Origin of the sequence: Rhodopseudomonas palustris, from assembly GCF_003591005.1 — a bacterium.
GTDB lineage: Bacteria > Pseudomonadota > Alphaproteobacteria > Rhizobiales > Xanthobacteraceae > Rhodopseudomonas > Rhodopseudomonas palustris_K.
This window is the reverse complement of sequence record NZ_QYYD01000001.1, coordinates 272745-295415: the sequence shown is the minus strand read 5'-3', so window position 1 is coordinate 295415 and position 22671 is coordinate 272745. Positions and strand designations below refer to the sequence as shown.

Here is a 22671-nt window from a genome sequence, read left to right as displayed (position 1 = left end):
TCGAGCAGCGCAGGTTCAGCAGGCAAGCGCCTGAATATGCCCTTCCCGGGCATATGCCAATAACGACCGATCGCGCGTGATCAGCCGGTAGCCGTATTCGCGGGCGGTCGCGGCGATGATGCGGTCGGCTGGATCGCGGTGAGGAAAGCTGGGCAGGAACGACGACGCGACCAACACGGCGGGCGTCAGCTCTGCCAGATGCAAGCTCGACCTCGCCATCACCCGTTCGAACCAGAGCAGCGGCGACATCAGCAGATTGAGCCGGCCGCGCGCAACCAGCAGGCCGATTTCCCAAGCGGAAATCGGCGACACCAGCACCGCCTGGCCGATCTCGTGGGCCCGCTGCACGTAGGCTCGCGCCTCTCCTGCCTCGTCCTCACTGGTTGAGAAAAAGATCAACGCGCAGGTATCGAGCAGAAGCGGCAACACGTTACGGCAACCGCTCCGGCAGATCGTCGCCGTAGGCGAGTTCGCCCCACTCCGGATCAGCGGGTGCTGTCAGATCGACACCGTCCGGGATGTGCACCGTGCCCTTCATGCATCCGAACAGCGGATGGCGGCCGGTGTTGGCGGCGGGCGACGCTGCCGCCTGGTCGCGGCGAAACACCAGTTCGCCGCTCTCCATATCGACTTGCTCGCTGCGGAAGCCGGCGTCCAGCCACGCCTGGGTCATCACATTGTTGCTCGGCGAGTTGCTCCACCACGCGCGATCGCGCGCGACCGGAGGCAGCTTGCTGCCGATCACGCGCTCGATCTGCGCAAAGCTCATCCGCACTTCGCTGCCGGTCTGCTGCTTGAGAAACTCGGTCAGCGGTTCATACTTGCCCATCAGGGACCTCCGCCGTCACGATCGTTCCAAGGTAGCTATTTGGCTCCTGAAAGTCCAGATTGGCGGCCGCGGCGGCGGATGGCCGCTTCCAGCAGCAGGCCCCCGGCAGCCGCCCATCCGGACCTCACGCCCACAGCTCCGCGGCTATCGCGACCTTGCTGTTCGAGCTGAGCGCGTCAGCGCGGCCGGATGCACGATTGCGGTCGGAGCTGCGCAGCGCTTTACGTACCGAGCGCGGCAGCGGCTGGACTAATCGACTAATGCGGCGCCGGCGTCGGCGCGGCGTCGAAGCTGAGCGTGAACCAAGTGCCCTGGCCGCGGATCGTCTTGGCGTCGAACGCGACGTTGCGGGCGTTCTCTTTCAGCGTCTGCAAGATCAGCGCGCCGAGCTTGCGCGGCGATGGCCATTCCTGCCCTTCGGGCAGACCGACGCCATCGTCCGACACCACCACCGAGACACGGCCGGCGTCGACGCCGCAGATCACCTTGATGCGGCCGCCACTGCGGCCGACAAAGGCGTATTTCAGCGCGTTGGTCAGCATCTCGTTGACCAACAGTCCCGCCGGCATCGCGATGTTCACCGACAGCGGGCAGTACACGGTGTTGACTTCGTAGGCGACCTCGTCGCGGCCGTGCGCGAGCATCACCGCCTCGGTGACATCGGACAGATATTCGCCGAGGTCGAGGTCGTTGCCGCCGGCGCTTTCCGCCGACAGGATCCGGTACAGCGCGGTGAGCGCATCGATCCGGCTGGCAAGCCGGGCGAGCGCGACGGTCTCGCCTTCCGCGGCCGAGCGCGCTTCGAGCCGCACCAGCGCGGTGACGAGTTGCAGATTGTTCTTCACGCGGTGCTGCAGCTCACGCATCAGCGTGTCGCGCTCGCGGATCTGGGTTTCGAAGCGCTCGATCTGCGCACGCTCGCGGCCGCCGACATCGACCAGCGCAGCGATCCGGAAGCTCTCGGGTCCGTCTTCGCTTTCGATCACCGAGGCGTAGGCCTGCACGATCAGGATGCGATCGGACGGCGCCAGCGGCCGGAACACGCCGAGGAAATCCTCGCCGACGCGGATCGCGGCGCCGAGCGTTTTCGCCGGATCGTCCTCGCTGACCAGCGTATCGAGGCAGGTCCAGCTGTGTCCTTCGACGTCGGCCGGAGACAGCTCGAGCAGCGCTTCGAACGCCTTGTTGATGTAGGCGATGCGCTGCACGTCGCCTTGGCCGCGCGACACCGCGACGGCAACCGGGACGTTGTCCAGCAGATGCCTGTAGCGGTCGTTCCCGATCGCCACCGCGATCTTCGGCGACCCCAGAATTCCGTCGACGCCTTGCGACGGCACCGCTTCATCAGCGCTCATTAAACCATCCTGCCCGCCGTCAACATGACCGCACTGCGAAATAAAGGCAACGCAAAAGCAGCGCGCGAGCAGACGCTCACGCCCACCACTTCTGCGGCGTAAAGCGACCGGCTGATTGCTCGATGACGTCGCCGAGCGAGAACAATGTCTCCTCGTCGAACGGCCGGCCGATCAGTTGCAGGCCGAGCGGCAGGCCCTGCAAGTCGGAGCCCGCTGGAACCGCAATGCCCGGCAGGCCGGCCATGTTCACCGTCACGGTGAAGATGTCGTTCAGATACATCTCGACCGGATCCGCGCCGCCCTTCTCGCCGATGCCGAACGCCGCCGACGGCGTCGCCGGCGTCAGGATCGCCGAGACACCCTGATCGAAGCACTGCTCGAAGTCGCGCTTGATCAGCGTGCGGACCTTCTGGGCGCGCAGATAATAGGCGTCGTAGTAGCCGGCCGACAGCACATAGGTGCCGATCATGATGCGGCGCTTGACCTCGGCGCCGAAGCCGGCAGCGCGGGTCGCCTCGTACATCTCGACGATGTTGCGGCCATTGACGCGCGCGCCGTAGCGCACGCCGTCATAGCGCGCGAGGTTGGACGAGGCTTCGGCCGGCGCGACGATGTAATAGGCCGGCAGCGCGTATTTGGTGTGCGGCAGCGACACTTCGACGAGCTCAGCACCCGCAGCCTTCAGCCACTCGGCGCCCTGCGACCACAGCTTCTCGATCTCGGCCGGCATGCCGTCCAGCCGATACTCTTTCGGGATGCCGATCTTCATGCCCTTCACCGAGCCGCCGATCGCAGCTTCGTAGTTGGGCACCGGACGATCGACCGAGGTGGTGTCCTTCGGATCATAGCCGGCCATCGAGCCCAGCAGGATCGCGGAGTCGCGCACCGTACGGGCGATCGGGCCGGCTTGATCGAGCGATGAGGCGAACGCCACGATGCCCCAGCGCGAGCAGCGGCCATAGGTCGGCTTGATACCCACCGTGCCGGTGAACGCCGCCGGCTGGCGGATCGAGCCGCCGGTGTCGGTCGCAGTAGCGCCGAGGCACAGGCCGGCGGCGACGGCAGCGGCTGAGCCGCCGGACGAGCCGCCCGGCACGAGCGGCGCATCCGAGCCGGTACGGCGCCACGGATTGACCACCGGGCCGAAGCACGAGGTCTCGTTCGACGAGCCCATCGCGAATTCGTCGTTGTTGAGCTTGCCGAGCAGCACCGCGCCGTCGCGCCATAGCTGCGTCGTCACCGTCGACTCGTAGGTCGGCTTGAAGTCGCCCAGGATCTTGGAGCACGCCGTGGTACGCGTGCCGTTGGTGGCGAACAGGTCCTTGATGCCGAGCGGTATGCCGGCCAGCGGACCGCCCTCGCCCTTGGCGATCCGCGCATCCGCCGCCTGCGCCATCTTGCGCGCCTCGTCGGGCGTCTCGACCACATAGGCGTTGAGGACGCGCGCGGCCTCGATCGCGTTCAAATGCGCGTCGGTCAGTTCGACCGCGGTGAAGGACTTGGCGGCGAGCCCCTCGCGGGCCTCGGCGAGCGTCAGCGATGTCAGATCGGTCATGTCGGATCGGTCACGGGTTCAGGGCAAGCCTGGGATAACGGCCGGAAGCACGCCGGTCACGGAAGCCGCGGCTCGTGCAGCTCGGTTGCAGCGCTGGCTAGCACAGCGCCTTCGACAATTGAAGTGATTGTGCCGCTCAAGCGGGCGCGGCTAGAGTCGGGCATTGACGTTTTGATTATTGTAGTTACATAATTGCATGGCGATCACATACGATCCGGCGAAGCGGGATTGGACACGGCGGCATCGCGGTCTCGACTTTGCGACCGATGCCGCAGCGGCATTTGCCGGGCGCACCGTGACCAAGCTTGACGATCGCTTCGACTATGGCGAGAGCCGCTACATCACCGCAGGCTACGTCGGGTCAAGGATGGTTGTGATGGTGTGGACGCCTCGAGGCAGCGACCGCCATGTGATTTCGATGAGGTACTGCCATGCCAAGGAAGAAGTCCGCTGGACCGCCCTCCTTCGGGAAGCCTTTGACTGACGATCCGGACGATGCGCCCGAATTGCTCGACGAATTCTTCCGCAGCGGAGAGGTCCGGGTCGGCGACCAGCTCGTCCGTCGCGGCCGGCCGCCGCTCGGCGCGCAGCCGAAGAGCTCGGTGACGTTGCGGCTCGATGCCGATGTGCTGGAAGCCTATCGCGCGCTCGGACGCGGCTGGCAGTCGCAGATCAATGCCGACTTGCGCAAGGTGCGCAAGCTGAAGAAAGCCTGAGGCCTATTTGTTGATCGGGCTGCAGAAGAACGGCGACAGCGTCTTGTCGTTCTCGGGGGCGTCGCGATTGGCCTTGTCGGCGGCCTGGAGGCCATCGAGGACGGTGTTGATCGCGGTGTCCTGATCGACGACCTTGCCCTTACGCTCCATCGCGTCGAGGTAGTCCATATAGGCCTGGTAGGCCTTCTCGTCGTCGCACAGCAGGCACATCGGCGCGTTCCTGTTACTCGACTACTTTGGGCACGACGAAGAAATGCTCTTCGGTCGCCGGCGCATTGGCGGTCACCAGGTCGGGCATCTCGCCGTCATTGACCACGTCGGCGCGCTTCTTCATCTGCATCGGCGTCACCGAGGTCATCGGCTCGACGCCGTCGACATCGACTTCCGAAAGCTGCTCGACGAAGGCCAGCATGGCGTTGAGCTCGCCCTGCAGATGCGGCACCTCGTCATCGGTCACGGCGATCCGCGCCAGATGCGCAATGCGGCGGACGGTGGCGGCATCGACCGACATTATATATGGCCTTTCCGGAGAACTCGATCTGCGCCGTATAGCAGAGCCGGCTTTGGCGCTGCAACCTTGCCGGCCGAGCCGGATCAGCCGGCGAGCCGGCTCAGCCGCGCCAGCGCCGAACCTGCCAGCGCTCGCGTCAGTTCCGCCGCCGGCATGTCGCGACCGAGCCGCACCGCCTGGCCGGCCCACAGATTGGTGAAATCGACCTTTCCCTGTTTCTCCGCCGCAGCCTTCAGCGGGCCCAGCGCCGCCGCGGCGTGCGGAAACGCAGGCGCCTCGGCTGAGGTCGGGCCGATCTCGCGCATCACCCGGTTGGCGATGCCCCGCGCCGGCCGTCCAGTCATCACGTTGGTCATCACCGTCGCCTCGTCTGTGCCGTGCGCCAGCGCCGCGCGCACCAGCTCGCTGGTCCGCGCTTCCGGGCAGCGCAGATAGGCGGTGCCGATCTGCACGCCCGCGGCGCCGAGCGCAAATGCCGCTGCGATGGCGCGCCCGTCGGCGATGCCGCCGGCCGCGATCACCGGCACGTGCACGGCATCGACAACCTGCGGCAGTAACGCGAACAGGCCCGGTTGTTGCGCGATCGACTGCGTCAGGAACATGCCGCGATGGCCGCCCGCCTCGGCACCTTGCGCGATGATCGCGTCAACGCCGTGCTCCTCCAGCCAGATCGCCTCGCGCACGATCGTCGCCGAGGCGATCACCTTGGCGCCGGTCGCCTTGACCCGGCCGAGCAAGGACGCTTCGGGCAGACCGAAATGGAAGCTCACCACCTCCGGCTTCAGTTCCTCGACCAGCTCGCACATCGCTACATCGAACGGCGCGCGGCTGGCAGCCGGCACCGGCGCCGCCGGATCGATCCCGTGCTCCTGATAATAGCCGCCGAGCCGTTGCTTCCACACCGCCTCCTGCGCCGGATCGGCCGCGACCGGCGTATGGCAGAAGAAGTTCAGATTGATCGGCGCCGCGATCTGCTGGCGGAAGATGCCGACCTGCTCGCGCGCCTTGTCGGCGCTCAGCATCGCGCAGGGCAGCGAGGGCAGCGCCCCGCCGCGCGCGGCCGCGACCGCGAGTTCGGCATCCATCGCGCCGGCCATAGGCGCCAGCAGAAACGGAAGCTCGATGGCGAACAAATCGAGGAGACGGTGGTCCGGCCACATGGTCGACACTCACGATGACGGGGCAATGAAGGGGTGGCGGCGCGCGCCGCTGCGCGCCTGCGCCGCTTTAGCACGGCCGCGGGACGCACCGCTATCCTGGGTCGAACACCGCCCGCTGCTTCAGCAAGAACCGCCGCAGCGCGATTCCGGCCCAGACCGCGGTCAGGACGCCGAGCGGCCAGACCCCATGCAAAAAGCTGGAGATCGCCCCCAACCCGCAGGCGATCGCGAACACCAGAATGAACCAGACGCTGTGATCCTCCAGCGCGTAGCTCAGCACCATCAGGGCCACTGCGATCAATCCCAACCAGCCGAGCGCGTCCATTTCTCCAACCCGCCGCAGACGATTCAACACATCGCGATCATGATAGCGCGCCGCACGGCTGCGCGGTCCGCGCGATCGTGCAGCACAGCAAAGTCCAACCAGTTGTGCGGCGATTTGTAGCGCGAACCGCAGCGCGGCATTCCGGTGCAGCCGATAGCACTGTCACGGTTTCCGTCGGATGATCATTCTCGCCTGCGACAAGTAACGAGATCGCGGGCTGACGACAATCGTCAAAAACAAACGACGGAGGAAACTGCCATGCTGAAGATGCTGACGCTCGGCTGTTCGGTCGCCCTTGTCGGGGCGATCGCTGGCGCGCAGGCCCAGGATTGGACCAAGTCGAAATGGGGGCCGGACGACGAGATCGGCGCCGCAAACTACTTGACGCCGGAGTTGGCGTTGAAGGCGGCCCAGCTGGTCAAGACCGGTAAGGTCTACGCACTCGGCATGCCGGTCGACACCAAGACCCCGGCCTATCCGCCGCGCGCCTTCAAGATCACGGTCGTGCAGCCCGGCCAAGCCGGCAGCCCGGGCATGGGGCCGAGCAAAACGACCTACAACGACGACATCATCGAGGGCTGGGTCGGCGTCGGCAGCCAACTCGACGGGTTGGGCCATATCGGCGTCGAGCACGTCTACTACAATGGCAACAAGATCGCCGATTTCGGCGATGCAACCGGATTGAAGAAGCTCGGCATCGACAAGGTGCCGCCGATGGTCACACGCGGCGTGCTGCTCGACATGGCGGCGCATATGGGTACCGACGTGATCAAGGAAGGCACCGCCTTCAACGTCAAGGAGATCGAGGAAGTCGCCAAGAAGCAAGGCGTCGAAATTCGTCAGGGCGACGTCGTGCTGTTCCACACCGGCTGGCTCAGCCTGGTCGGCAAGGACGACAAGCGTTACAATGCCGGCGAACCCGGTCTCGGTGTCGAAGGCGCCAAGTATCTCACCTCGAAGGGCGTGGTCGCCGTCGGCGCCGACACCTGGGGTGTCGAGGTGGTGCCGTTCGAGACCAAGAACATTTTCGAGGTGCACCAGATCCTGCTGCCGATGAACGGCACCTACATCCTCGAAAACATGAACACCGCCGACCTCGCCCGCGACAAGGTTTATGAGTTCATGTTCGTGCTCGGCCAGCCGCGCTTCAAGGGCGCGGTGCAGAGCATGATCAATCCGGTGGCGATCCGCTGACGGGTCGGGGCGCGGCCTCCACGCCAGGCCGCGCCGCCCTGTCCTTTGCGCGGCCGGCGCCGCGTGCTATGCGGCGCCATGCCTGCTCTCATTCTACCGCTGATCGAAGCCGCCGCGCATTGGCCGGCCCGCGGCGCCCTGCTCGGCCTCGACCTCGGCACCAAGACGATCGGCGTCGCGGTCTGCGACCCCGACCGCAGGGTCGCGACCGGGATTCAGACCGTCACCCGCAAGGCATTCACCGCCGATGCGCAGCGGCTGCTGGTGCTGGCCGCCGAACGCTCGGCCTGCGGTTTCGTGCTCGGCCTGCCCCTCAACATGGACGGCAGCGAAGGCCCGCGCGCGCAATCGACCCGCGCCTTCGCGCGGAATTTTTCCCGCCTGACCGAACTGCCGATCGGGCTGTGGGACGAGCGGCTGTCGACGGCTGCGGTCGAGCGCGAGCTGATCGCCAACGACGTCAGCCGCGCCAAGCGCGCCAAGGTGATCGACGAGCACGCCGCGATCTATATTCTGCAGGGCGCGCTCGACCGGCTGGCAGCGCTGGGCCGCGCGGGCTGACCGGCCTTTGATTGGTGCTGCGATGAATTGCGTGTGTGGATCGGGTGAAACTTACGACGACTGTTGCGGCCCGCTTCTCGCCCGCACGCGGCCGGCGCTAGGCCCCGAAGCACTGATGCGCTCGCGCTACGCCGCCTATGTGCTGAAGGACTTCGACTACATCGTCGAGACCACCGATCCCGACACCACCCATTTGTTCGACCACGACTCCAACCGCGCCTGGCTCGCGCAATCGTCGTTCGTCGGCCTGCAAGTGCTGGCAAGCGCCGAGAAAGGCAGCCGCGGCACAGTGGAATTCATCGCCCGCTATCAACGCGGCGACGGCCCGCAGCAGACGCACCACGAGCGTTAGCAATTCCGTAAATACAAAGGCCGTTGGTACTTCTCCGAGGGCGAGACGGTCGACTAAGCCCCCACCCTCACCCCGCCGTCATTGCGAGGAGCGAAGCGACGAAGCAATCCAGAAGCCCCGTGCTCGGCGTCTCTGGATTGCTTCGCTGCGCTCGCAATGACGGGGAGAGGCCCTGCTAACAGCCCGTCATGGCCGGGCTTGTCCCGGCCATCCACGTCTTGGCGCGAGCAATCGTCATTCGTGGGCCTGCAGGTGCTGAGCAGCGCCGAGAAAAGCAGCCGCGGCACCGTCGAATTCATCGCCTGCTATCAGCGGGGCGACGGCCCCGCGCAGTCCCACCACGAACGCTCGCAATTCCGTAAATACAAAGGCCGTTGGTACTTCTCCGAGGGCGAGACGGTCGATTAAGCCCCCACCCTCACCGCGCCGTCATTGCGAGGGGCGAAGCCACGAAGCAATCCAGAAGCCCCGTGCTCGGCGTTGCTGGATTGCTTCGCTGCGCTCGCAATGACGGGGGAACCATCGTGCTCACAACTCGTCATGGCCGGGCTTGTCCCGGCCATCCACGCCTTGACGCGTGGGAATGCCGAAAGGCGTGGATGCCCGCGACAAGCGCGGGCATGACGGGGATGGGTGTTACAATGAGGCCGATACGCCTCACATCTCCGGCAGCGCCCTTGCCAGCAGGCCTCTCGCCTGCTCGGCGGTGAGGTTCGCGGCGCCGTACATGGTGGCGGGCTCCGGTGTCAGGCGCGTCCGCGCGAACAGTTCGGCGTGTGGCGGGTGGATTTCGCTGAGCGCTGAGGCGGCGGCGAGTTTGGCGAGGGTTTCGACGGCGAGTCGCGCGGTGCGTTCGTTGTCGGCCTGCAGGAAGGCGCGGGCCACAAGGCCGGCGGCGTCGGGGCCGCCAGTCAGGCCCGCGGTTTCCTGGATCAGACCTTGCAGCACCTCGGTACCGGCGTCGCTCTCACGCGACATCGCGCGCAGTACGTCCAGACACATCACGTTGCCGGAGCCTTCCCAGATCGCATTGACCGGAGCTTCCCGATAGTGCCGCGCCAAAATGCCGTCTTCGACGTAGCCGTTGCCGCCGAGGCACTCCATCGCCTCGTACAGGAACGGCGGCGCCGATTTGCAGATCCAGTACTTCACGGCGGGCGTCATCAGCCGCATGTAGGCGGCTTCGAGAGGATCGTGCGGCGCCTGATCGAACGCGCGGCACAGCCGCATCACCAGCGCCACCGAGGCTTCGACCTGCAGCGCCATATCGGCCAGCACCGCCTGCATCAGCGAGTGATCGACCAGATGCTTCTGAAACACGCTGCGATGCCGCGCGTGATGCAGCGCATGCGCCAGCCCCGAGCGCATCAGCCCGGCGGACGCGATCGCGCAATCCTGCCGCGTCAACTGCACCATCTGGATGATGGTGCGAATGCCCCGCCCCGGCTCGCCGACCGGCAGCGCATAGGCGCCGGTAAATTCCACCTCGGACGATGCGTTGGAACGGTTGCCGAGCTTGTCCTTCAGGCGCTGGAAGTGAATCTCGTTGACCGAGCCATCGGGCTTGAAGCGCGGCATGAAAAAGCAACTGAGGCCCTCCTCGGCCTGCGCCAGAACCAGGAAGGCATCGCACATCGGCGCCGACATGAACCATTTGTGGCCGATGATGCGGTACGCGTCGCCGTCGCGGATCGCGCGGGTGGCGTTGGTGCGCACGTCGGTGCCGCCCTGCTTCTCGGTCATGCCCATGCCGAGGCTCATGCCGCGCTTCTCCGGCCACGGCACGAACGACGAGTCGTAGCGCTTGCTGCTCAGCACCGGCATCACCTGCGCGAGCAGATCCGGCTGCGCGGCGAGCGCCGCGACCGAGGCGCGCGTCATTGTCACCGGGCAGAGATGCCCGGTCTCGACCTGCGCCGCCATGTAGAACTTCGCGGCCCGCGCCACTTCGGACGAGCCGCCGGCCGAGTGGCCGTGTGCGTCCCAGGTCGAATTGTGGATGCCGGCGTGAAAACTCTCCTGCATCAGTTCGTGATACGCCGGATGAAACTCGACCTGATCGCGGCGGACGCCCTTGGCGTCGAAGGTCTTCAGCCGCGGCGTATGTTCGTTGGCGAGCCGGCCGCGCTCGGCCATGTGGGCCGAGCCCCAGGTTCGGCCGAAGGCTTCCAGCTCGACATGCGCATGACCCGCATTGTTGAAGGTGACCGCCTCGACCAGCGGCCGATCCGCACCGAACAGATCGACGTCCTCGAACGCCGGCGACTGATTGAAGACCTCGTGGGTCGCGAAGGGCGGCTGCGTCATGAGTGTTCCCGGCGGGAGGCAAAGAGATTCGCGCGCATCTTATGCAGAAACCCGCGCCGGATCACGCCGGATCAGTCCAGACCCTGGGCAACGCGGCGATAACGTCCTCCGCCGCAGGCAGCATTTCGCCGGTGACGTTTCCTGCTACGGCCGCCGCCGGATCGGGAAGTCATACGCCACGCGCGGCACGCCGGGCAGCGAGAAGTGCCACCATTCCCTAGCGAAGTTGACGAAGCCCTGGCGCGCCATCGCGCCAAGCAGGATACGGCGAAGGCGCCGCTGCGCCGGACTGATCGACTTGGCCGCCGTGTAGGCTTTTGGGTCGGAGCAATCGTAACTCGTTCCCATATCCACGCTGTCTTCGGGCGCGCGTTGCGCTTCCGGCGCGGTGCAATTGGCATAAGCGCGGTTCGGATCGAAGGACGGACCCTTTGGCGCGCGCAGATCGACCAGCGTGAGATCCACCGCGGCGCCCGTCGAATGGCCGGAGTTCTCGGCGATGTAGCCGAGCCGGAACAGCTCGCGCTTGCTGAAGCCTGGATTGTAGCGCCGCTGCGCCGGGGTCTCGTTGCCGTCCTGCGCCCACGCCACCATGTCGCGCGACGCCCGCGCCGGCCGGTAGCAGTCGAGCATCTTCAGCGAGCGCTGCTGCGGCGCCAATTCGCGCTGCACCCTCGCGAGCGCCTCACCAACCGCCCGCTTCACGATGCATTCGTTCGCATCGTAGCCGGCGAGCTTGCGCCCGACGAAGTTGTTCGCCCCCGCATAGCGGATGTCCTGCCGGATGCTCGGATCGAGATCGCGCAGATAGACGAAGTCGGCCGGCAGTGACTGCGCGTGCGCGCTGCTCGCCATGAACACGGCGACGGCGGCGAGCGCGGTCTCGCGTAGCCACGCCATCACTTCATCCGCTCGCGCGCGGCCTTGAAGCCGGTGACGAAGCGCGCCAGCGTGTGCGAGGTGACGCCGCGCGGCAACATCACTTCGATCAGCGAGAATTGCCCGCGCCGCGTGGCAGCTGCATCGAGCGCGGCAGCGAGTTCGGCGCGCGTGGTGACGCGTGTACCATGGCCGCCGATCGAAATGGCGATGTCGGCGAAGTGCCAGTCACCCAGATCGTTGAATTTCGACTCCGGCTGAAACACCCGCAGCATCTCCCAGCTGCAATTGTTGAACAGCACCACGATCGGATCGAGCCCGTAGCGCTTGCAGTTGCCGAGCTCCCAGCCGGTCATCTGGAACGCGCCGTCGCCGACCAGCACCAGCGGCCGCAGCCCCGTCGCCGCAACGCCGATGCCTGCGGGTACGCCGAACCCCATGCCGGCGTAGTAACCCGGCGCGGCGAGCTCGGTGTTGTCGATCTCCATCGCGGTGAACAGGCAGTCGCCGATATCGGCGGTCATCGGCATCTTGCCGTGTTTGTCGAACAGATCGTTGATCGCGGTGGCGATATCCGACGGTGCGATCGCCTCGCCGTCGGCGGCGAGTTTGCGCGGATAGGCCATCCCCTGTCCGGCGTTGCGCGGCCGCGGTGGATGTTGCGCGGCGCGGGCGTCGAGGCCGGCGATCAGATCGGCCAGCGGCAGTTCGCGATAGACGTGATGGCCGATCTGCACTTCGCGGCCGCTCGCCAGCACGGTGCGGCGCGGGTCGGTCATGTTGGTCGAGAGCGCGAAGTTGGTGTCGGACAGGATCACGCCGAACATCAGCACCAGATCGGCTTCCTCGACCAGCGCCGACAGCCCGGCGTCGCCCGCCGCGCCCATGAAGGTGCCGGCAACGACGTCGTCCTCGCCTTCCAACAGGCCGCGTCCCATGAAGGTGGTCACCACCGGCAGCCCGAGTTTTCGCGCCAGCGCGGCGACTTCCTTCTCGATGCCATAGCGCCGGATCTCGACGTCGACCACGACGACCGGCGATGTCGCTTTGGCAACACGGTCCAGAATTTCCTGTGCGCACTCGTCGCGCGCGCCGGGATCGGCGGCGCGCTGCGGCAGCTTCGCTACCGGCTCGACCTTGGCGTCGACCATGTCGCGCGGGAATTCGATGTAGACCGGCAGCGACAGCTCCAGCGCGCTGCGCAGCACGCGGGCGATCTCGGCCGGCGCGGTCGCCGGATCGTTCAGCACCGCCTGCGCGCAGGTGACTTCCTTGAACACCGCGAGCTGCGAGTCGACGGTGCGGACCTGGTGATGCAGCAGATAGCCGCTGCTGCGTTCGCGCATGCCCGGTGCGCCGGCGATCACCACCACCGGCGAACGCTCGGCATAAGCGCCGGCGATCGAATTGACGAGATTGAAGGCCCCCGCGCCGTAGGTCACCACCGCGACGCCGATACTGCCGCGATAGCGCGACGCCGCATCCGCCGCGAAGCCGACGCCGGGCTCGTGGCTCAGCGTGAAATACGGCAGCGTGCCGCTCTCCTCGATCACCTTGAAGAACGGCAGCACGAAATCGCCGGGGATGCCAAAAATCTCCCGGGCGCCGTGATCCTTGAGCGCGTCGAGCAAAGCATTTGCAAGCGTCGGCATGAAGTCTCCTGGGCATCGCACGAGGATCCGACCGCTTTATCAGAGCCGCGACTTTCGACCAACTCGCGGCGTCCGGCGACCATCGATTGCGCTCGTCGCACACCACCGGGGGATTATTCCGCCCCCTGCCCCGTTGGCGCTTGCCCGCTTTGGGGAGTCTGCCTATAGCTCTTGCTTTAATGACCCCAGCATCGAAATCGAGTTTCGTCCTCGGTCACCGGCATCTGCTGGGAATCGAAGGGCTTTCCGCCGCCGACATCACCGGCCTGCTCGACCTCTCCGAGGAATATGTCGAGCTCAACCGGCAGGTCGACAAGAAGCGCACCTCGTTGCGCGGCCGCACCCAGGTCAATTTGTTCTTCGAAGCGTCGACCAGGACGCAGTCGTCGTTCGAGATCGCCGGCAAGCGGCTCGGCGCCGACGTGATGAACATGAGCGTGTCGTCGTCCTCGATGCGCAAGGGCGAGACGCTGATGGACACTGCGGTGACGCTCAACGCGATGCACCCGGACATCCTCGTGGTCCGCCATCACGCCTCCGGCGCGGTGGAACTGCTGGCCCGCAAGGTCGACGGCTCGGTGATCAATGCCGGCGACGGCGCGCACGAGCATCCGACCCAGGCGCTGCTCGACGCGCTGACGATCCGCCGCAACAAGGGCCGGCTCGAAGGTCTGGTGGTGTCGATCTGCGGTGACGTGATGCATTCGCGCGTCGCCCGCTCCAACATCCTCCTGCTCAACACCATGGGTGCCCGCGTCCGCGTGGTCGCGCCGTCGACGCTGCTGCCGCGCGGCATCGAGCGGCTCGGCGTCGAGGTCGCGCGCGACATGCGCGAAGGACTAGACGGCGCGGATATCGTGATGATGCTGCGGCTGCAGCGCGAGCGCATGAACGGCTCGTTCGTGCCGTCGAGCGGCGAGTACTTCCAGTATTTCGGACTCGACCAGAAGAAGCTGTCCTACGCCAAGGCCGACGCGCTGGTGATGCATCCGGGGCCGATGAACCGCGGCGTCGAAATCGACTCCGCCGTCGCCGACGGTGCGCAGTCGCTGATCCGCGAACAGGTGGAAATGGGCGTGGCGGTGCGCATGGCGGTGCTCGAAGCGCTCGCCCGCAATCTGCCCAACGCCTGAAGCTGGAACGGGACCGAACAATGCTCACCGATCGCCGCCCGATCTTGCTCGCCAACGCCCGCCTGATCGACCCCGGCCGCGACTTCGACGGCGTCGGCGACGTGCTGATCGCCGACGGCGTAATCCGTGACGCCCGCCGCGGCATCGGCGCTGCCGGCGTGCCGGAAGGCACCGACATCATCAATTGCAACGGCATGGTGGTCGCCCCGGGTCTCGTCGACATGCGCGCCTTCGTCGGCGAACCCGGCGCCAGCCATCGCGAGACTTTTGCCTCGGCGAGCCAGGCGGCTGCCGCCGGCGGCATCACCACCATCGTCTGCCAGCCGAACACCTCGCCGGTGATCGACAATTCGGCGACGGTCGACTTCGTGATGCGCCGCGCGCGCGACACCGCGATCGTCAACATCCATCCGATGGCCGCGCTCACCAAAGGTCTGGCCGGCGCTGAGATGACCGAGATCGGCCTGCTCAAGGCCGCCGGCGCGGTGGCGTTCAGCGATGGCGACCGCAGCGTGATGAACGCGCAGGTGATGCGCCGCGCCCTCACCTACGCCCGCGACTTCGACGCGCTGATCGTGCACCACACCGAGGACCCGGACCTCGTCGGCGAAGGCGTGATGAACGAGGGCGAATTCGCCACCCGGCTCGGCCTGTCCGGCGTGCCGAATGCGGCCGAGGCCGTGGTGCTGGAGCGCGACGTCCGCCTCGCCGCGCTGACCGGCGGGCGCTATCACGCCGCGTCGCTGACCTGCATCGAGTCGCTCGAGATTCTGCAGCGCGCCCGTGATGCCGGCATCAACGTCTCCGCCTCGGTGTCGATCAACCACATCTCGCTCAACGAGAACGACATCGGTCCGTACCGCACCTTCCTTAAGCTGTCGCCGCCGCTGCGCACCGAGGACGACCGCAAGGCGCTGATCGCCGCGGTGTCGTCCGGGCTGATCGACGTGGTGATGTCGGACCACAATCCGCAGGACGTCGAGGTCAAGCGCCTCCCCTTCGCCGAGGCCGAGGCCGGCGCGATCGGTCTGGAGACGATGCTGCCGGCCGGCCTGCGGCTGGTGCACAGCGGCGAGCTCGACCTGCTGAGCCTGATCCGCGCGATGTCGACCCGCCCGGCCGAACTGCTCGGCCTGCCCGGCGGCACCCTGCGCGCCGGCGCGCCGGCGGATCTGATCGTCATCGACATCGACACGCCGTGGATCGTCGACCCCAACGAATTGAAGTCGAAGTGCAAGAACACGCCGTTCGACGAGGCGCGGTTCTCCGGCCGAGTGGCACGCACCATCGTCGGCGGGCGCACGGTGTATGAGCATGTGTGAGTGAGTTGAGGGCTGACGGAGTCGGCTTAGGGGCAATGCCTTTGCCCCGTCATTGCGAGCGAAGCGAAGCAATCCAGAAGCGCCGAGCACTGGGCTTCTGGATTGCTTCGTCGGCTTCGCCTCCTCGCAATGACCGGGAGAGTTTGATTGTATTGCCGATGCGCTGAATTGTTTGGAGAATTGTGATGATCGCGATCTATATCGGCGCCCTGGTGATCGGCTATCTGCTCGGTTCGATCCCGTTCGGCCTGATCCTCACCAGGCTCGCCGGCACGCAAGATCTGCGCTCGATCGGGTCGGGCAATATCGGCGCCACCAACGTGCTGCGCACCGGCCGCAAGGGCCTCGCCGCCGCGACGCTGCTGCTCGACGCGCTGAAGGGCACCGCCGCGGTGATCATCGCCGCCAAGCTGGCGAGCGGCACCGAAGCGGTTTCCGCCAACGCTGCCATGCTGGCCGGGCTCGGCGCGTTTCTCGGCCACCTGTTTCCGATCTGGCTGAAGTTCAAGGGCGGCAAGGGCGTCGCCGTCTATATCGGCATTCTGCTCGGCTTGTTCTGGCCCGGCGCCGTGGTGTTCTGCCTGCTGTGGCTCGCCACCGCCTTCACCGCCCGCTACTCGTCGCTGTCGGCGCTGGTCGCCGCCTTTATCACCCCGATCTTCCTGTGGTGGTTCGGCCACCCGGCACTGGCCTCGCTGTTCGCCGTGCTGACCCTGCTGCTGTTCTGGATGCACCGCGAGAACATCAAGCGCCTGCAGGCCGGCACCGAAAGCCGGATCGGCGAGAAGAAATAAGCGGTCTCACTCGCTACTCCGTCATTGCGAGCGAAGCGAAGCAATCCAGAAGCATGAGACTCGGCGCTGGATTGCTTCGCTTCGCTCGCAATGACGGAATTTACCGCTGCAAGTACCATCACCTTCTTCCGCCTTTGTCGAGCTTGTCCACCCGCATAAGTTGCGCAACACTCCGCCTCGTGGGGGTGGCGGGTGGCCGGAAGTAGCAGCGATCAGAGCACGACGCTTCTTACCGACGCCCAGCGCATCGACTGGCTGCGACTGATCCGCAGTGACAATGTCGGGCCGCGCACCTTCCGGTCGCTGATCAATCATTTCGGCTCGGCGCGCGCGGCACTGGAGCGGTTGCCGGAATTGGCGCGGCGTGGCGGCGCGGCGCGGGCTGGGCGCATCCCGTCAGAACAGGACGCACGGCGCGAGATCGAGGGCTCGCGGCGGATCGGGGTCGAACTGGTCGCGCCGGGCGAAGCTGGCTACCCGCCGCGGCTGGCGACGATCGACGACGCGCCGCCGCTGCTCGGCGTCCACGCCCTACCCGATGCGCTGGCGCTGATGACGCGACCGATGATCGCGATCGTCGGCTCGCGAAACGCCTCGGGCGCCGGGCTGAAATTCGCGGCGCAGCTCGCCGCCGATCTGGGCAGCGCCGGCTTCGTGGTGATTTCCGGGCTGGCGCGCGGCGTCGACCAGGCGGCGCACCGTGCAAGCCTCGACAGCGGCACCGTCGCGGTGCTGGCCGGCGGCCACGACAAGATCTATCCGGCCGAGCACGAGGACCTGCTGCTCGACATCATTCAGGCGCGCGGCGCGGCGATCTCGGAGATGCCGCTCGGCCATGTGCCGCGCGGCAAGGATTTCCCCCGCCGCAACCGGCTGATCTCGGGTGCGTCGGTCGGCGTCGCCATCATCGAGGCGGCGTTTCGCTCCGGCTCGCTGATCACCGCGCGGCGTGCCGCCGATCAGGGCCGCGAGGTGTTCGCCGTCCCCGGCTCGCCGCTCGACCCGCGCGCCGCCGGCACCAACGATCTGATCAAGCAGGGCGCGACGCTGATCACCAGCGCGGCTGACATCGTCGCAGCGGTCGCATCGATTTTGGAGCGGCCGATTGAATTGCCTAGCCGAGAGCCGGAGCATGCGCCGCCCGTGAGCGAGCCGGCCGCCAGCGACCGCGCCGAACTGCTGCGGCTGCTCGGCCCCTCGCCGATCGGGATCGACGATCTGATCCGGCTGTCCGGCATCGCGCCGGCGGTGGTTCGGACGGTGCTGCTCGAGCTCGAACTCGCCGGCCGCCTGGAGCGGCACGGCGGCGGACTGGTGTCGTTGAATTGATGCGTCAGCTCGAGCTGTCGCGACTGTCGAACGCCTGCCGCGCGGTTTCGATCTCCGGCAGATGCTCGAGCGCCCAGGTGCCGAGCGCCTGCACCGGCTGGCTGAGGCCGTGACCGAGCGGCGTCAGCTCGTAGTCGACGCGCGGCGGCACGGTTGGAAACACCGTGCGCGTCACCAGGCCGTCACGCTCCAGTCCGCGCAGCGTCAGGGTCAGCATCCGCTGCGAGATGCCGCCGACCATCCGCTTCAATTCGTTGAAGCGCCGCGGCCGCTCGCGCAGCAGCATAATCACCAGCACGGTCCATTTATCGCCGACCCGCGACAGCACCGAATTGACGCCCAGGCAATCGCTATGGGCACTGGCTCCCTGCGGCAAAGGCACATCGCTGTGCCCGGGATCATCGCTGTGCGCAGGCAAATGGCTGTGCTCGAGTTTCAAAATAGTGCCTTCTTGTGCGATTTCGGTAGTCACTCATAGTGCGTCAGTCACAAATCTATACCAAGGACGACGCCAATGAAACTGCTCCACATCGACTCCAGCGTGCTGGGCTCCAACTCCGTCAGCCGCCAGGTCACGGCTGCTATCGTCGAGCGACTGCGTCAGGCGCATCCAGGCCTTGCCGTCACCTACCGCGACGTCACGGCAGAGCCGCTGCATCACCTGTCCGGCTCGCATGTCGCCGCTGCGCACGGCGCCGCGCCGGAGCCGTCGCTGCAGCCCGACCTCGCCGCCGGCCAGAATATGCTGGAGGAATTTCTCGCCGCCGACATCGTGGTGATCGGCGCGCCGATGTACAACTTCACCATTCCGAGCCAACTCAAGGCCTGGATCGACCGCATCCTCGTCGCCGGCAAGACCTTCAGTTATGGACCGAACGGTGTGCAGGGTCTGGCGGGCGGGAAACGGGTGATCGTCGCGGTCTCGCGCGGCGGGTTCTACGGCGCCGACACGCCAATGGCAGCTGGCGAGCATCTGGAGAGCTATCTGCGGTTTGTATTCGGCTTCATCGGCATCACCGATCCGGAGATCATCTCCGCCGACGGCATTCAGGTCGGGCCCGAGTACCGCGAGAAGGCGCTGGAGTCGGCGCTGTCAGCCGCCGCGAGCCTCCGTGCCGCCTGAGACCTCCCCAAAAAGCAACGGCCCGAAGTGCGTGACACTTCGAGCCATCTTGGAGGCGGACGTACATCCGGCCCGCCTCCCGCTTATCCGGAATCGTGAACGAATTTGGTTAACAATGCGTAAACGGAGCTAAGGTTGCACTGTTCGCGCAATAAAGCCGAACTGGCGCACACGGTTTCCAGCGGCATTCGAATTGTGCGGCCGTGCGCGGGGCGATGCGTATCTTCGAACGTCGCTTCCCGATTGGTACTTTGCAGCCGACACCATCACCAGAAGGCTTGAGGATCTCCAGAGGGCTTGAGGTCGGCCATACCAACCTCATCCGCTGCTTCAACAACGACATCTAACAGAATCAGCAACTTGCTGACATCATTTGATGTTCGGCTTCGGCCGGGATCACTCGTTGCGGACGCGAAGTCTGCGGCCGATTTCAGTGGCCTCCATCCGAGCCATATCGAGCAGATAACAGAGAACTTCCAAGTGGTGGACGTCGGCGATCCGGATCAGATCGCCGACCACCTCGGCGACGTAACCGGCGGCCTCGACCGGCCCGCCATCGCCAGAGTTGGAGCCCCGACTTCCATTGCGTGGCATAGGCTGAGTCCCCCGGCCAAACGCCGCCCATACGATACTACGATCCTTTTTACTACTATAGGTTGCACAACTCTAGGTTTAATTTTGGTTGTGAAATTGACGGATTGGATATGTGTTGGTCCGCCTGCAACACTGCCCCGATTTGACAGCGAGGGTCTCACAACCCATGTTCCGGCCCATGTGGCCGGCGCGAGTCTCGCGAAACAGCCCTCATTCTTCCAGCTAAGTCATTGGATTCCGATGAATCTCGTCATTGTCGAGTCGCCCGCCAAGGCCAAGACGATCAACAAATATCTGGGCTCGTCCTACGAGGTCCTGGCTTCGTTCGGCCATGTGCGAGACCTGCCGGCCAAGAACGGGTCAGTCGATCCCGATGCCGATTTTCAGATGATCTGGGAGGTCGATCCCAAGGCCGCGAGCCGGCTGAACGATATCGCCAAGGCCCTCAAGGACGCCGACAAGCTGATCCTCGCCACCGACCCTGACCGCGAGGGCGAGGCGATCTCCTGGCACGTGCTGGAGGTGATGAAGCAGAAGCGCGCGCTGAAGGACCAGAAGGTCGAGCGCGTGGTGTTCAACGCCATCACCAAGCAGTCGGTCACCGACGCGATGAAGCATCCGCGGCAGATCGACGGCGCGCTGGTCGACGCCTACATGGCGCGCCGCGCGCTGGACTATCTGGTCGGCTTCACGCTGTCTCCGGTGCTGTGGCGCAAGCTGCCCGGCGCCCGCTCGGCCGGCCGCGTCCAGTCGGTGGCACTGCGGCTGGTGTGCGACCGCGAGACCGAGATCGAGAAGTTCGTCCCGCGCGAATACTGGTCGCTGATCGCGACGCTGGCGACGCCCCGCGGTGACACTTTCGAGGCCCGCCTGGTCGGCGCCGACGGCAAGAAGATCGCCCGGCTCGATATCGGCACCGGCGCCGAGGCCGAAGACTTCAAGAAGGCGATCGAGGCCGCGAATTTCCGCGTCGCATCGGTCGAGGCCAAGCCGGCCCGCCGCAACCCCTACGCCCCGTTCACCACCTCGACGCTGCAGCAGGAAGCTAGCCGCAAGCTCGGCTTCGCGCCGGCCCACACCATGCGGGTGGCGCAGCGGCTGTACGAAGGCGTCGATATCGGCGGCGAGGTCGCGGGTCTCATTACGTATATGCGAACCGACGGCGTGCAGATCGATCCCTCCGCCATCACCCAGGCGCGCAAGGTGATCGGCGAGGATTACGGGAGCGCCTATGTGCCGGACGCGCCGCGGCAGTACCAGACCAAAGCCAAGAACGCCCAGGAGGCGCACGAGGCGATCCGCCCGACCGATTTGTCGCGACGCCCGTCAGATGTCGGTCGCCGGCTCGATCCGGAACAGGCCAAACTGTACGAGCTGATCTGGATCCGCACCGTCGCCAGCCAGATGGAGTCGGCCGAGCTCGAGCGCACCACCGTCGATATCGAGGCGAAGGCCGGCGCACGGACGCTGGAGCTGCGTGCTACCGGCCAGGTGGTCAAGTTCGACGGCTTCCTCGCCGCCTATCAGGAAGGCCGCGACGACGACAGCGAAGACGAAGACTCCCGCCGCCTCCCGGCGATGAGCCAGAACGAGGCGCTGAAGCGCGAGGCGCTGGCGATGACGCAGCACTTCACCGAGCCGCCGCCGCGTTTCTCCGAAGCCTCGCTGGTCAAGCGCATGGAAGAACTCGGCATCGGCCGGCCGTCGACCTACGCGTCGATCCTGCAGGTGCTGAAGGATCGCGGCTATGTGCGGCTGGAGAAGAAGCGGCTGTACGGCGAGGACAAGGGCCGCGTCGTCGTGGCGTTCCTCGAGAACTTCTTCGCCCGCTACGTCGAATACGACTTCACCGCCTCGCTGGAAGAAGACCTCGACCGCATCTCCAATAACGAGGTGTCGTGGAAGCAGGTGCTCAGCGAGTTCTGGCGCGGCTTCATCGGCGCGGTCGACGAGATCAAGGAACTGCGCGTCGCCCAGGTGCTCGACGTGCTCGACGAGATGCTCGGGCCGCACATCTATCCGGCCCGCGAAGATGGCGGCGATCCGCGGCAGTGCCCGAGCTGCGGCAGCGGCCGGCTGAATCTCAAGGCCGGCAAGTTCGGCGCCTTCGTCGGCTGCACCAACTATCCGGAATGCCGTTACACCCGCCCGCTCGCCGCCGATGGCGGCGGCGCCGATGCCGATCGCGTGCTCGGCACCGATCCGGACACCGGGCTGGAAGTCGCGGTGAAGTCCGGCCGGTTCGGCCCCTACATCCAGCTCGGCGAAGCCAAGGATTATGGCGAGGGCGAAAAGCCCAAGCGCGCCGGCATCCCGAAAGGCACATCGCCCTCCGACGTCGAGCTCGACGTCGCGCTGAAGCTGCTCGCATTGCCGCGCGAAGTCGGCAAGCATCCGGAGAGCGGCCAGCCGATCAAGGCCGGCATCGGACGGTTCGGGCCTTATGTGCAGCATGAGAAGACGTACGCCAGCCTCGAGGCCGGCGACGACGTCCATGCCATCGGGCTCAACCGTGCGGTGACGCTGATCGCCGAGAAGGTCGCCAAGGGCCCGAGCAAGGGCCGGTTCGGCTCTGATCCCGGCAAGGCGCTCGGGGATCATCCGACGCTCGGCGCGGTCGCGGTGAAGAAGGGCCGCTACGGCGCCTATGTCACGGCCGGCGGCGTCAACGCCACCATCCCGAACGACAAGACCGACGACACCATCACCCTGCCCGAAGCGATCGTGCTGCTCGACGAGCGCGCCGCCAAGGGCGGCGGCGTCAAGGCCAAGAAGAAGGCGCCGGCGAAAAAGGCCGCCACCAAGAAGGCCGACGGCGACGCCAAGCCGGCCAAGAAGGCGGCGGCCAAGAAGGCCAAGTCGAAAACCGGGACCGCCGCCGCCAGCAAGGCGCGTGCGCCGGTGACGGCCAAAACTGCGGCCAAGACGGCCGCCAAGCCCAAAGCCGCGCCCAAGAGTAGCGCCGCCAAGAACGGATAGA

The 22671-nt window shown here is 66.2% G+C and carries 25 protein-coding genes and 1 pseudogene; 13 read left to right on the top strand and 13 right to left on the bottom strand.

The features are described 5' to 3' along the window. Positions 1-15: 15 nt before the first annotated feature. The 4 genes from D4Q52_RS01375 to gatA form a co-directional block, all read right to left on the bottom strand. Positions 16-429 (bottom strand): type II toxin-antitoxin system VapC family toxin, encoded by a 414-nt coding sequence (locus D4Q52_RS01375; protein ID WP_119854728.1) that lies wholly within the window; start codon positions 427-429, stop codon positions 16-18. 1 nt (position 430) lies between these two features. Continuing rightward, positions 431-829 (bottom strand): DUF7662 domain-containing protein, encoded by a 399-nt coding sequence (locus D4Q52_RS01370; protein ID WP_119854727.1) that lies wholly within the window; start codon positions 827-829, stop codon positions 431-433. Between the two features lie 257 nt (positions 830-1086). Continuing rightward, a complete protein-coding gene (locus D4Q52_RS01365) occupies positions 1087-2184 on the bottom strand; it encodes a sensor histidine kinase (protein ID WP_119854726.1) in 1098 nt (365 codons plus the stop codon). Between the two features lie 76 nt (positions 2185-2260). After that, positions 2261-3739 (bottom strand): Asp-tRNA(Asn)/Glu-tRNA(Gln) amidotransferase subunit GatA, encoded by a 1479-nt coding sequence (gene gatA / locus D4Q52_RS01360; RefSeq protein ID WP_119854725.1) that lies wholly within the window; start codon positions 3737-3739, stop codon positions 2261-2263. 196 nt (positions 3740-3935) lie between these two features. Here gatA and D4Q52_RS01355 point away from each other — a divergent pair, with 196 nt between their 5' ends. Both D4Q52_RS01355 and D4Q52_RS01350 read left to right on the top strand, forming a co-directional pair. Next, complete coding sequence (locus D4Q52_RS01355; RefSeq protein ID WP_119854724.1) at positions 3936-4223, top strand: BrnT family toxin; 288 nt, start codon at positions 3936-3938, stop codon at positions 4221-4223. After that, a complete protein-coding gene (locus D4Q52_RS01350; protein ID WP_234831022.1) occupies positions 4216-4455 on the top strand; it encodes a BrnA antitoxin family protein in 240 nt (79 codons plus the stop codon). Before D4Q52_RS01355 ends, D4Q52_RS01350 begins: the two co-directional genes overlap by 8 nt. Positions 4456-4458: 3 nt before the next feature. Here the strand turns inward: D4Q52_RS01350 and D4Q52_RS01345 are convergent, their stop codons facing one another. The 4 genes from D4Q52_RS01345 to D4Q52_RS01330 all read right to left on the bottom strand — a co-directional run bounded on the left by D4Q52_RS01345 (position 4459) and on the right by D4Q52_RS01330 (position 6451). Next, positions 4459-4665 (bottom strand): hypothetical protein, encoded by a 207-nt coding sequence (locus tag D4Q52_RS01345; protein ID WP_119854722.1) that lies wholly within the window; start codon positions 4663-4665, stop codon positions 4459-4461. Between the two features lie 13 nt (positions 4666-4678). Continuing rightward, positions 4679-4966 carry an Asp-tRNA(Asn)/Glu-tRNA(Gln) amidotransferase subunit GatC gene (gene gatC / locus D4Q52_RS01340; RefSeq protein ID WP_119854721.1) on the bottom strand — a complete coding sequence of 96 codons (288 nt, stop codon included), beginning with the start codon at positions 4964-4966 and terminating at the stop codon, positions 4679-4681. An 83-nt stretch (positions 4967-5049) separates the two neighbouring features. Beyond that, complete coding sequence (locus D4Q52_RS01335) at positions 5050-6126, bottom strand: NAD(P)H-dependent flavin oxidoreductase (protein ID WP_119854720.1); 1077 nt, start codon at positions 6124-6126, stop codon at positions 5050-5052. Between the two features lie 91 nt (positions 6127-6217). Then, positions 6218-6451 (bottom strand): hypothetical protein, encoded by a 234-nt coding sequence (locus tag D4Q52_RS01330; protein WP_119854719.1) that lies wholly within the window; start codon positions 6449-6451, stop codon positions 6218-6220. 258 nt (positions 6452-6709) lie between these two features. Here D4Q52_RS01330 and D4Q52_RS01325 point away from each other — a divergent pair, with 258 nt between their 5' ends. The 5 genes and pseudogenes from D4Q52_RS01325 to D4Q52_RS26375 all read left to right on the top strand — a co-directional run bounded on the left by D4Q52_RS01325 (position 6710) and on the right by D4Q52_RS26375 (position 8966). Beyond that, the gene (locus tag D4Q52_RS01325; RefSeq protein WP_119854718.1) at positions 6710-7645 is read left to right on the top strand and encodes a cyclase family protein; all 936 of its coding nucleotides are present in this window, start codon (positions 6710-6712) and stop codon (positions 7643-7645) included. Between the two features lie 78 nt (positions 7646-7723). Further along, entirely contained in the window at positions 7724-8206 is a 483-nt protein-coding gene (gene ruvX / locus D4Q52_RS01320) for a Holliday junction resolvase RuvX (protein WP_119854717.1), read from the top strand. 22 nt (positions 8207-8228) lie between these two features. Next, a pseudogene (locus D4Q52_RS26865) lies at positions 8229-8279 on the top strand (SEC-C metal-binding domain-containing protein); the annotation flags it as partial. Positions 8280-8321: 42 nt separating this feature from the next. Beyond that, the gene (locus tag D4Q52_RS01315; RefSeq protein ID WP_234831021.1) at positions 8322-8558 is read left to right on the top strand and encodes a YchJ family metal-binding protein; all 237 of its coding nucleotides are present in this window, start codon (positions 8322-8324) and stop codon (positions 8556-8558) included. 156 nt (positions 8559-8714) lie between these two features. Beyond that, on the top strand, positions 8715-8966 hold the full coding sequence (locus D4Q52_RS26375; RefSeq protein ID WP_182915185.1) for a YchJ family metal-binding protein: 252 nt from the start codon (positions 8715-8717) through the stop codon (positions 8964-8966). A gap of 249 nt (positions 8967-9215) precedes the next feature. Here the strand turns inward: D4Q52_RS26375 and D4Q52_RS01310 are convergent, their stop codons facing one another. The 3 genes from D4Q52_RS01310 to ipdC all read right to left on the bottom strand — a co-directional run bounded on the left by D4Q52_RS01310 (position 9216) and on the right by ipdC (position 13396). Then, positions 9216-10865 (bottom strand): isovaleryl-CoA dehydrogenase, encoded by a 1650-nt coding sequence (locus D4Q52_RS01310; RefSeq protein WP_119854715.1) that lies wholly within the window; start codon positions 10863-10865, stop codon positions 9216-9218. Positions 10866-11009: 144 nt separating this feature from the next. Continuing rightward, positions 11010-11765, bottom strand: coding sequence for a M15 family metallopeptidase (locus tag D4Q52_RS01305; RefSeq protein WP_119854714.1), 756 nt, complete (start codon positions 11763-11765; stop codon positions 11010-11012). Further along, positions 11765-13396, bottom strand: coding sequence for an indolepyruvate/phenylpyruvate decarboxylase (gene ipdC / locus D4Q52_RS01300; RefSeq protein WP_119854713.1), 1632 nt, complete (start codon positions 13394-13396; stop codon positions 11765-11767). Before ipdC ends, D4Q52_RS01305 begins: the two co-directional genes overlap by 1 nt. Before the next feature lie 179 nt (positions 13397-13575). On the opposite strand from ipdC, the gene D4Q52_RS01295 reads away from it, so the two are divergent. The 4 genes from D4Q52_RS01295 to dprA all read left to right on the top strand — a co-directional run bounded on the left by D4Q52_RS01295 (position 13576) and on the right by dprA (position 17974). Then, the gene (locus D4Q52_RS01295) at positions 13576-14529 is read left to right on the top strand and encodes an aspartate carbamoyltransferase catalytic subunit (RefSeq protein ID WP_119854712.1); all 954 of its coding nucleotides are present in this window, start codon (positions 13576-13578) and stop codon (positions 14527-14529) included. Between the two features lie 20 nt (positions 14530-14549). Further along, positions 14550-15851 carry a dihydroorotase gene (locus D4Q52_RS01290; RefSeq protein WP_119854711.1) on the top strand — a complete coding sequence of 434 codons (1302 nt, stop codon included), beginning with the start codon at positions 14550-14552 and terminating at the stop codon, positions 15849-15851. 182 nt (positions 15852-16033) lie between these two features. Further along, positions 16034-16645: a glycerol-3-phosphate 1-O-acyltransferase PlsY gene (gene plsY / locus D4Q52_RS01285; RefSeq protein ID WP_182915184.1), complete on the top strand. Its 612-nt coding sequence runs from the start codon at positions 16034-16036 to the stop codon at positions 16643-16645. 192 nt (positions 16646-16837) lie between these two features. Further along, positions 16838-17974, top strand: coding sequence for a DNA-processing protein DprA (gene dprA / locus D4Q52_RS01280; protein ID WP_119854709.1), 1137 nt, complete (start codon positions 16838-16840; stop codon positions 17972-17974). 4 nt (positions 17975-17978) lie between these two features. Here the strand turns inward: dprA and D4Q52_RS01275 are convergent, their stop codons facing one another. Then, positions 17979-18350, bottom strand: coding sequence for a helix-turn-helix domain-containing protein (locus D4Q52_RS01275; RefSeq protein WP_349627402.1), 372 nt, complete (start codon positions 18348-18350; stop codon positions 17979-17981). A 138-nt stretch (positions 18351-18488) separates the two neighbouring features. Between D4Q52_RS01275 and D4Q52_RS01270 the strand changes: the two genes are divergently transcribed. Next, on the top strand, positions 18489-19097 hold the full coding sequence (locus D4Q52_RS01270) for an FMN-dependent NADH-azoreductase (protein WP_119854707.1): 609 nt from the start codon (positions 18489-18491) through the stop codon (positions 19095-19097). Positions 19098-19493: 396 nt separating this feature from the next. On the opposite strand, the gene D4Q52_RS01265 is transcribed toward D4Q52_RS01270, so the two are convergent. Further along, complete coding sequence (locus D4Q52_RS01265) at positions 19494-19691, bottom strand: hypothetical protein (RefSeq protein ID WP_119854706.1); 198 nt, start codon at positions 19689-19691, stop codon at positions 19494-19496. A gap of 240 nt (positions 19692-19931) precedes the next feature. On the opposite strand from D4Q52_RS01265, the gene topA reads away from it, so the two are divergent. Then, positions 19932-22670, top strand: a complete 2739-nt coding sequence (topA, locus tag D4Q52_RS01260; RefSeq protein ID WP_119854705.1) for a type I DNA topoisomerase — start codon at positions 19932-19934, stop codon at positions 22668-22670. The last annotated feature ends 1 nt before the right edge of the window (position 22671 follow it).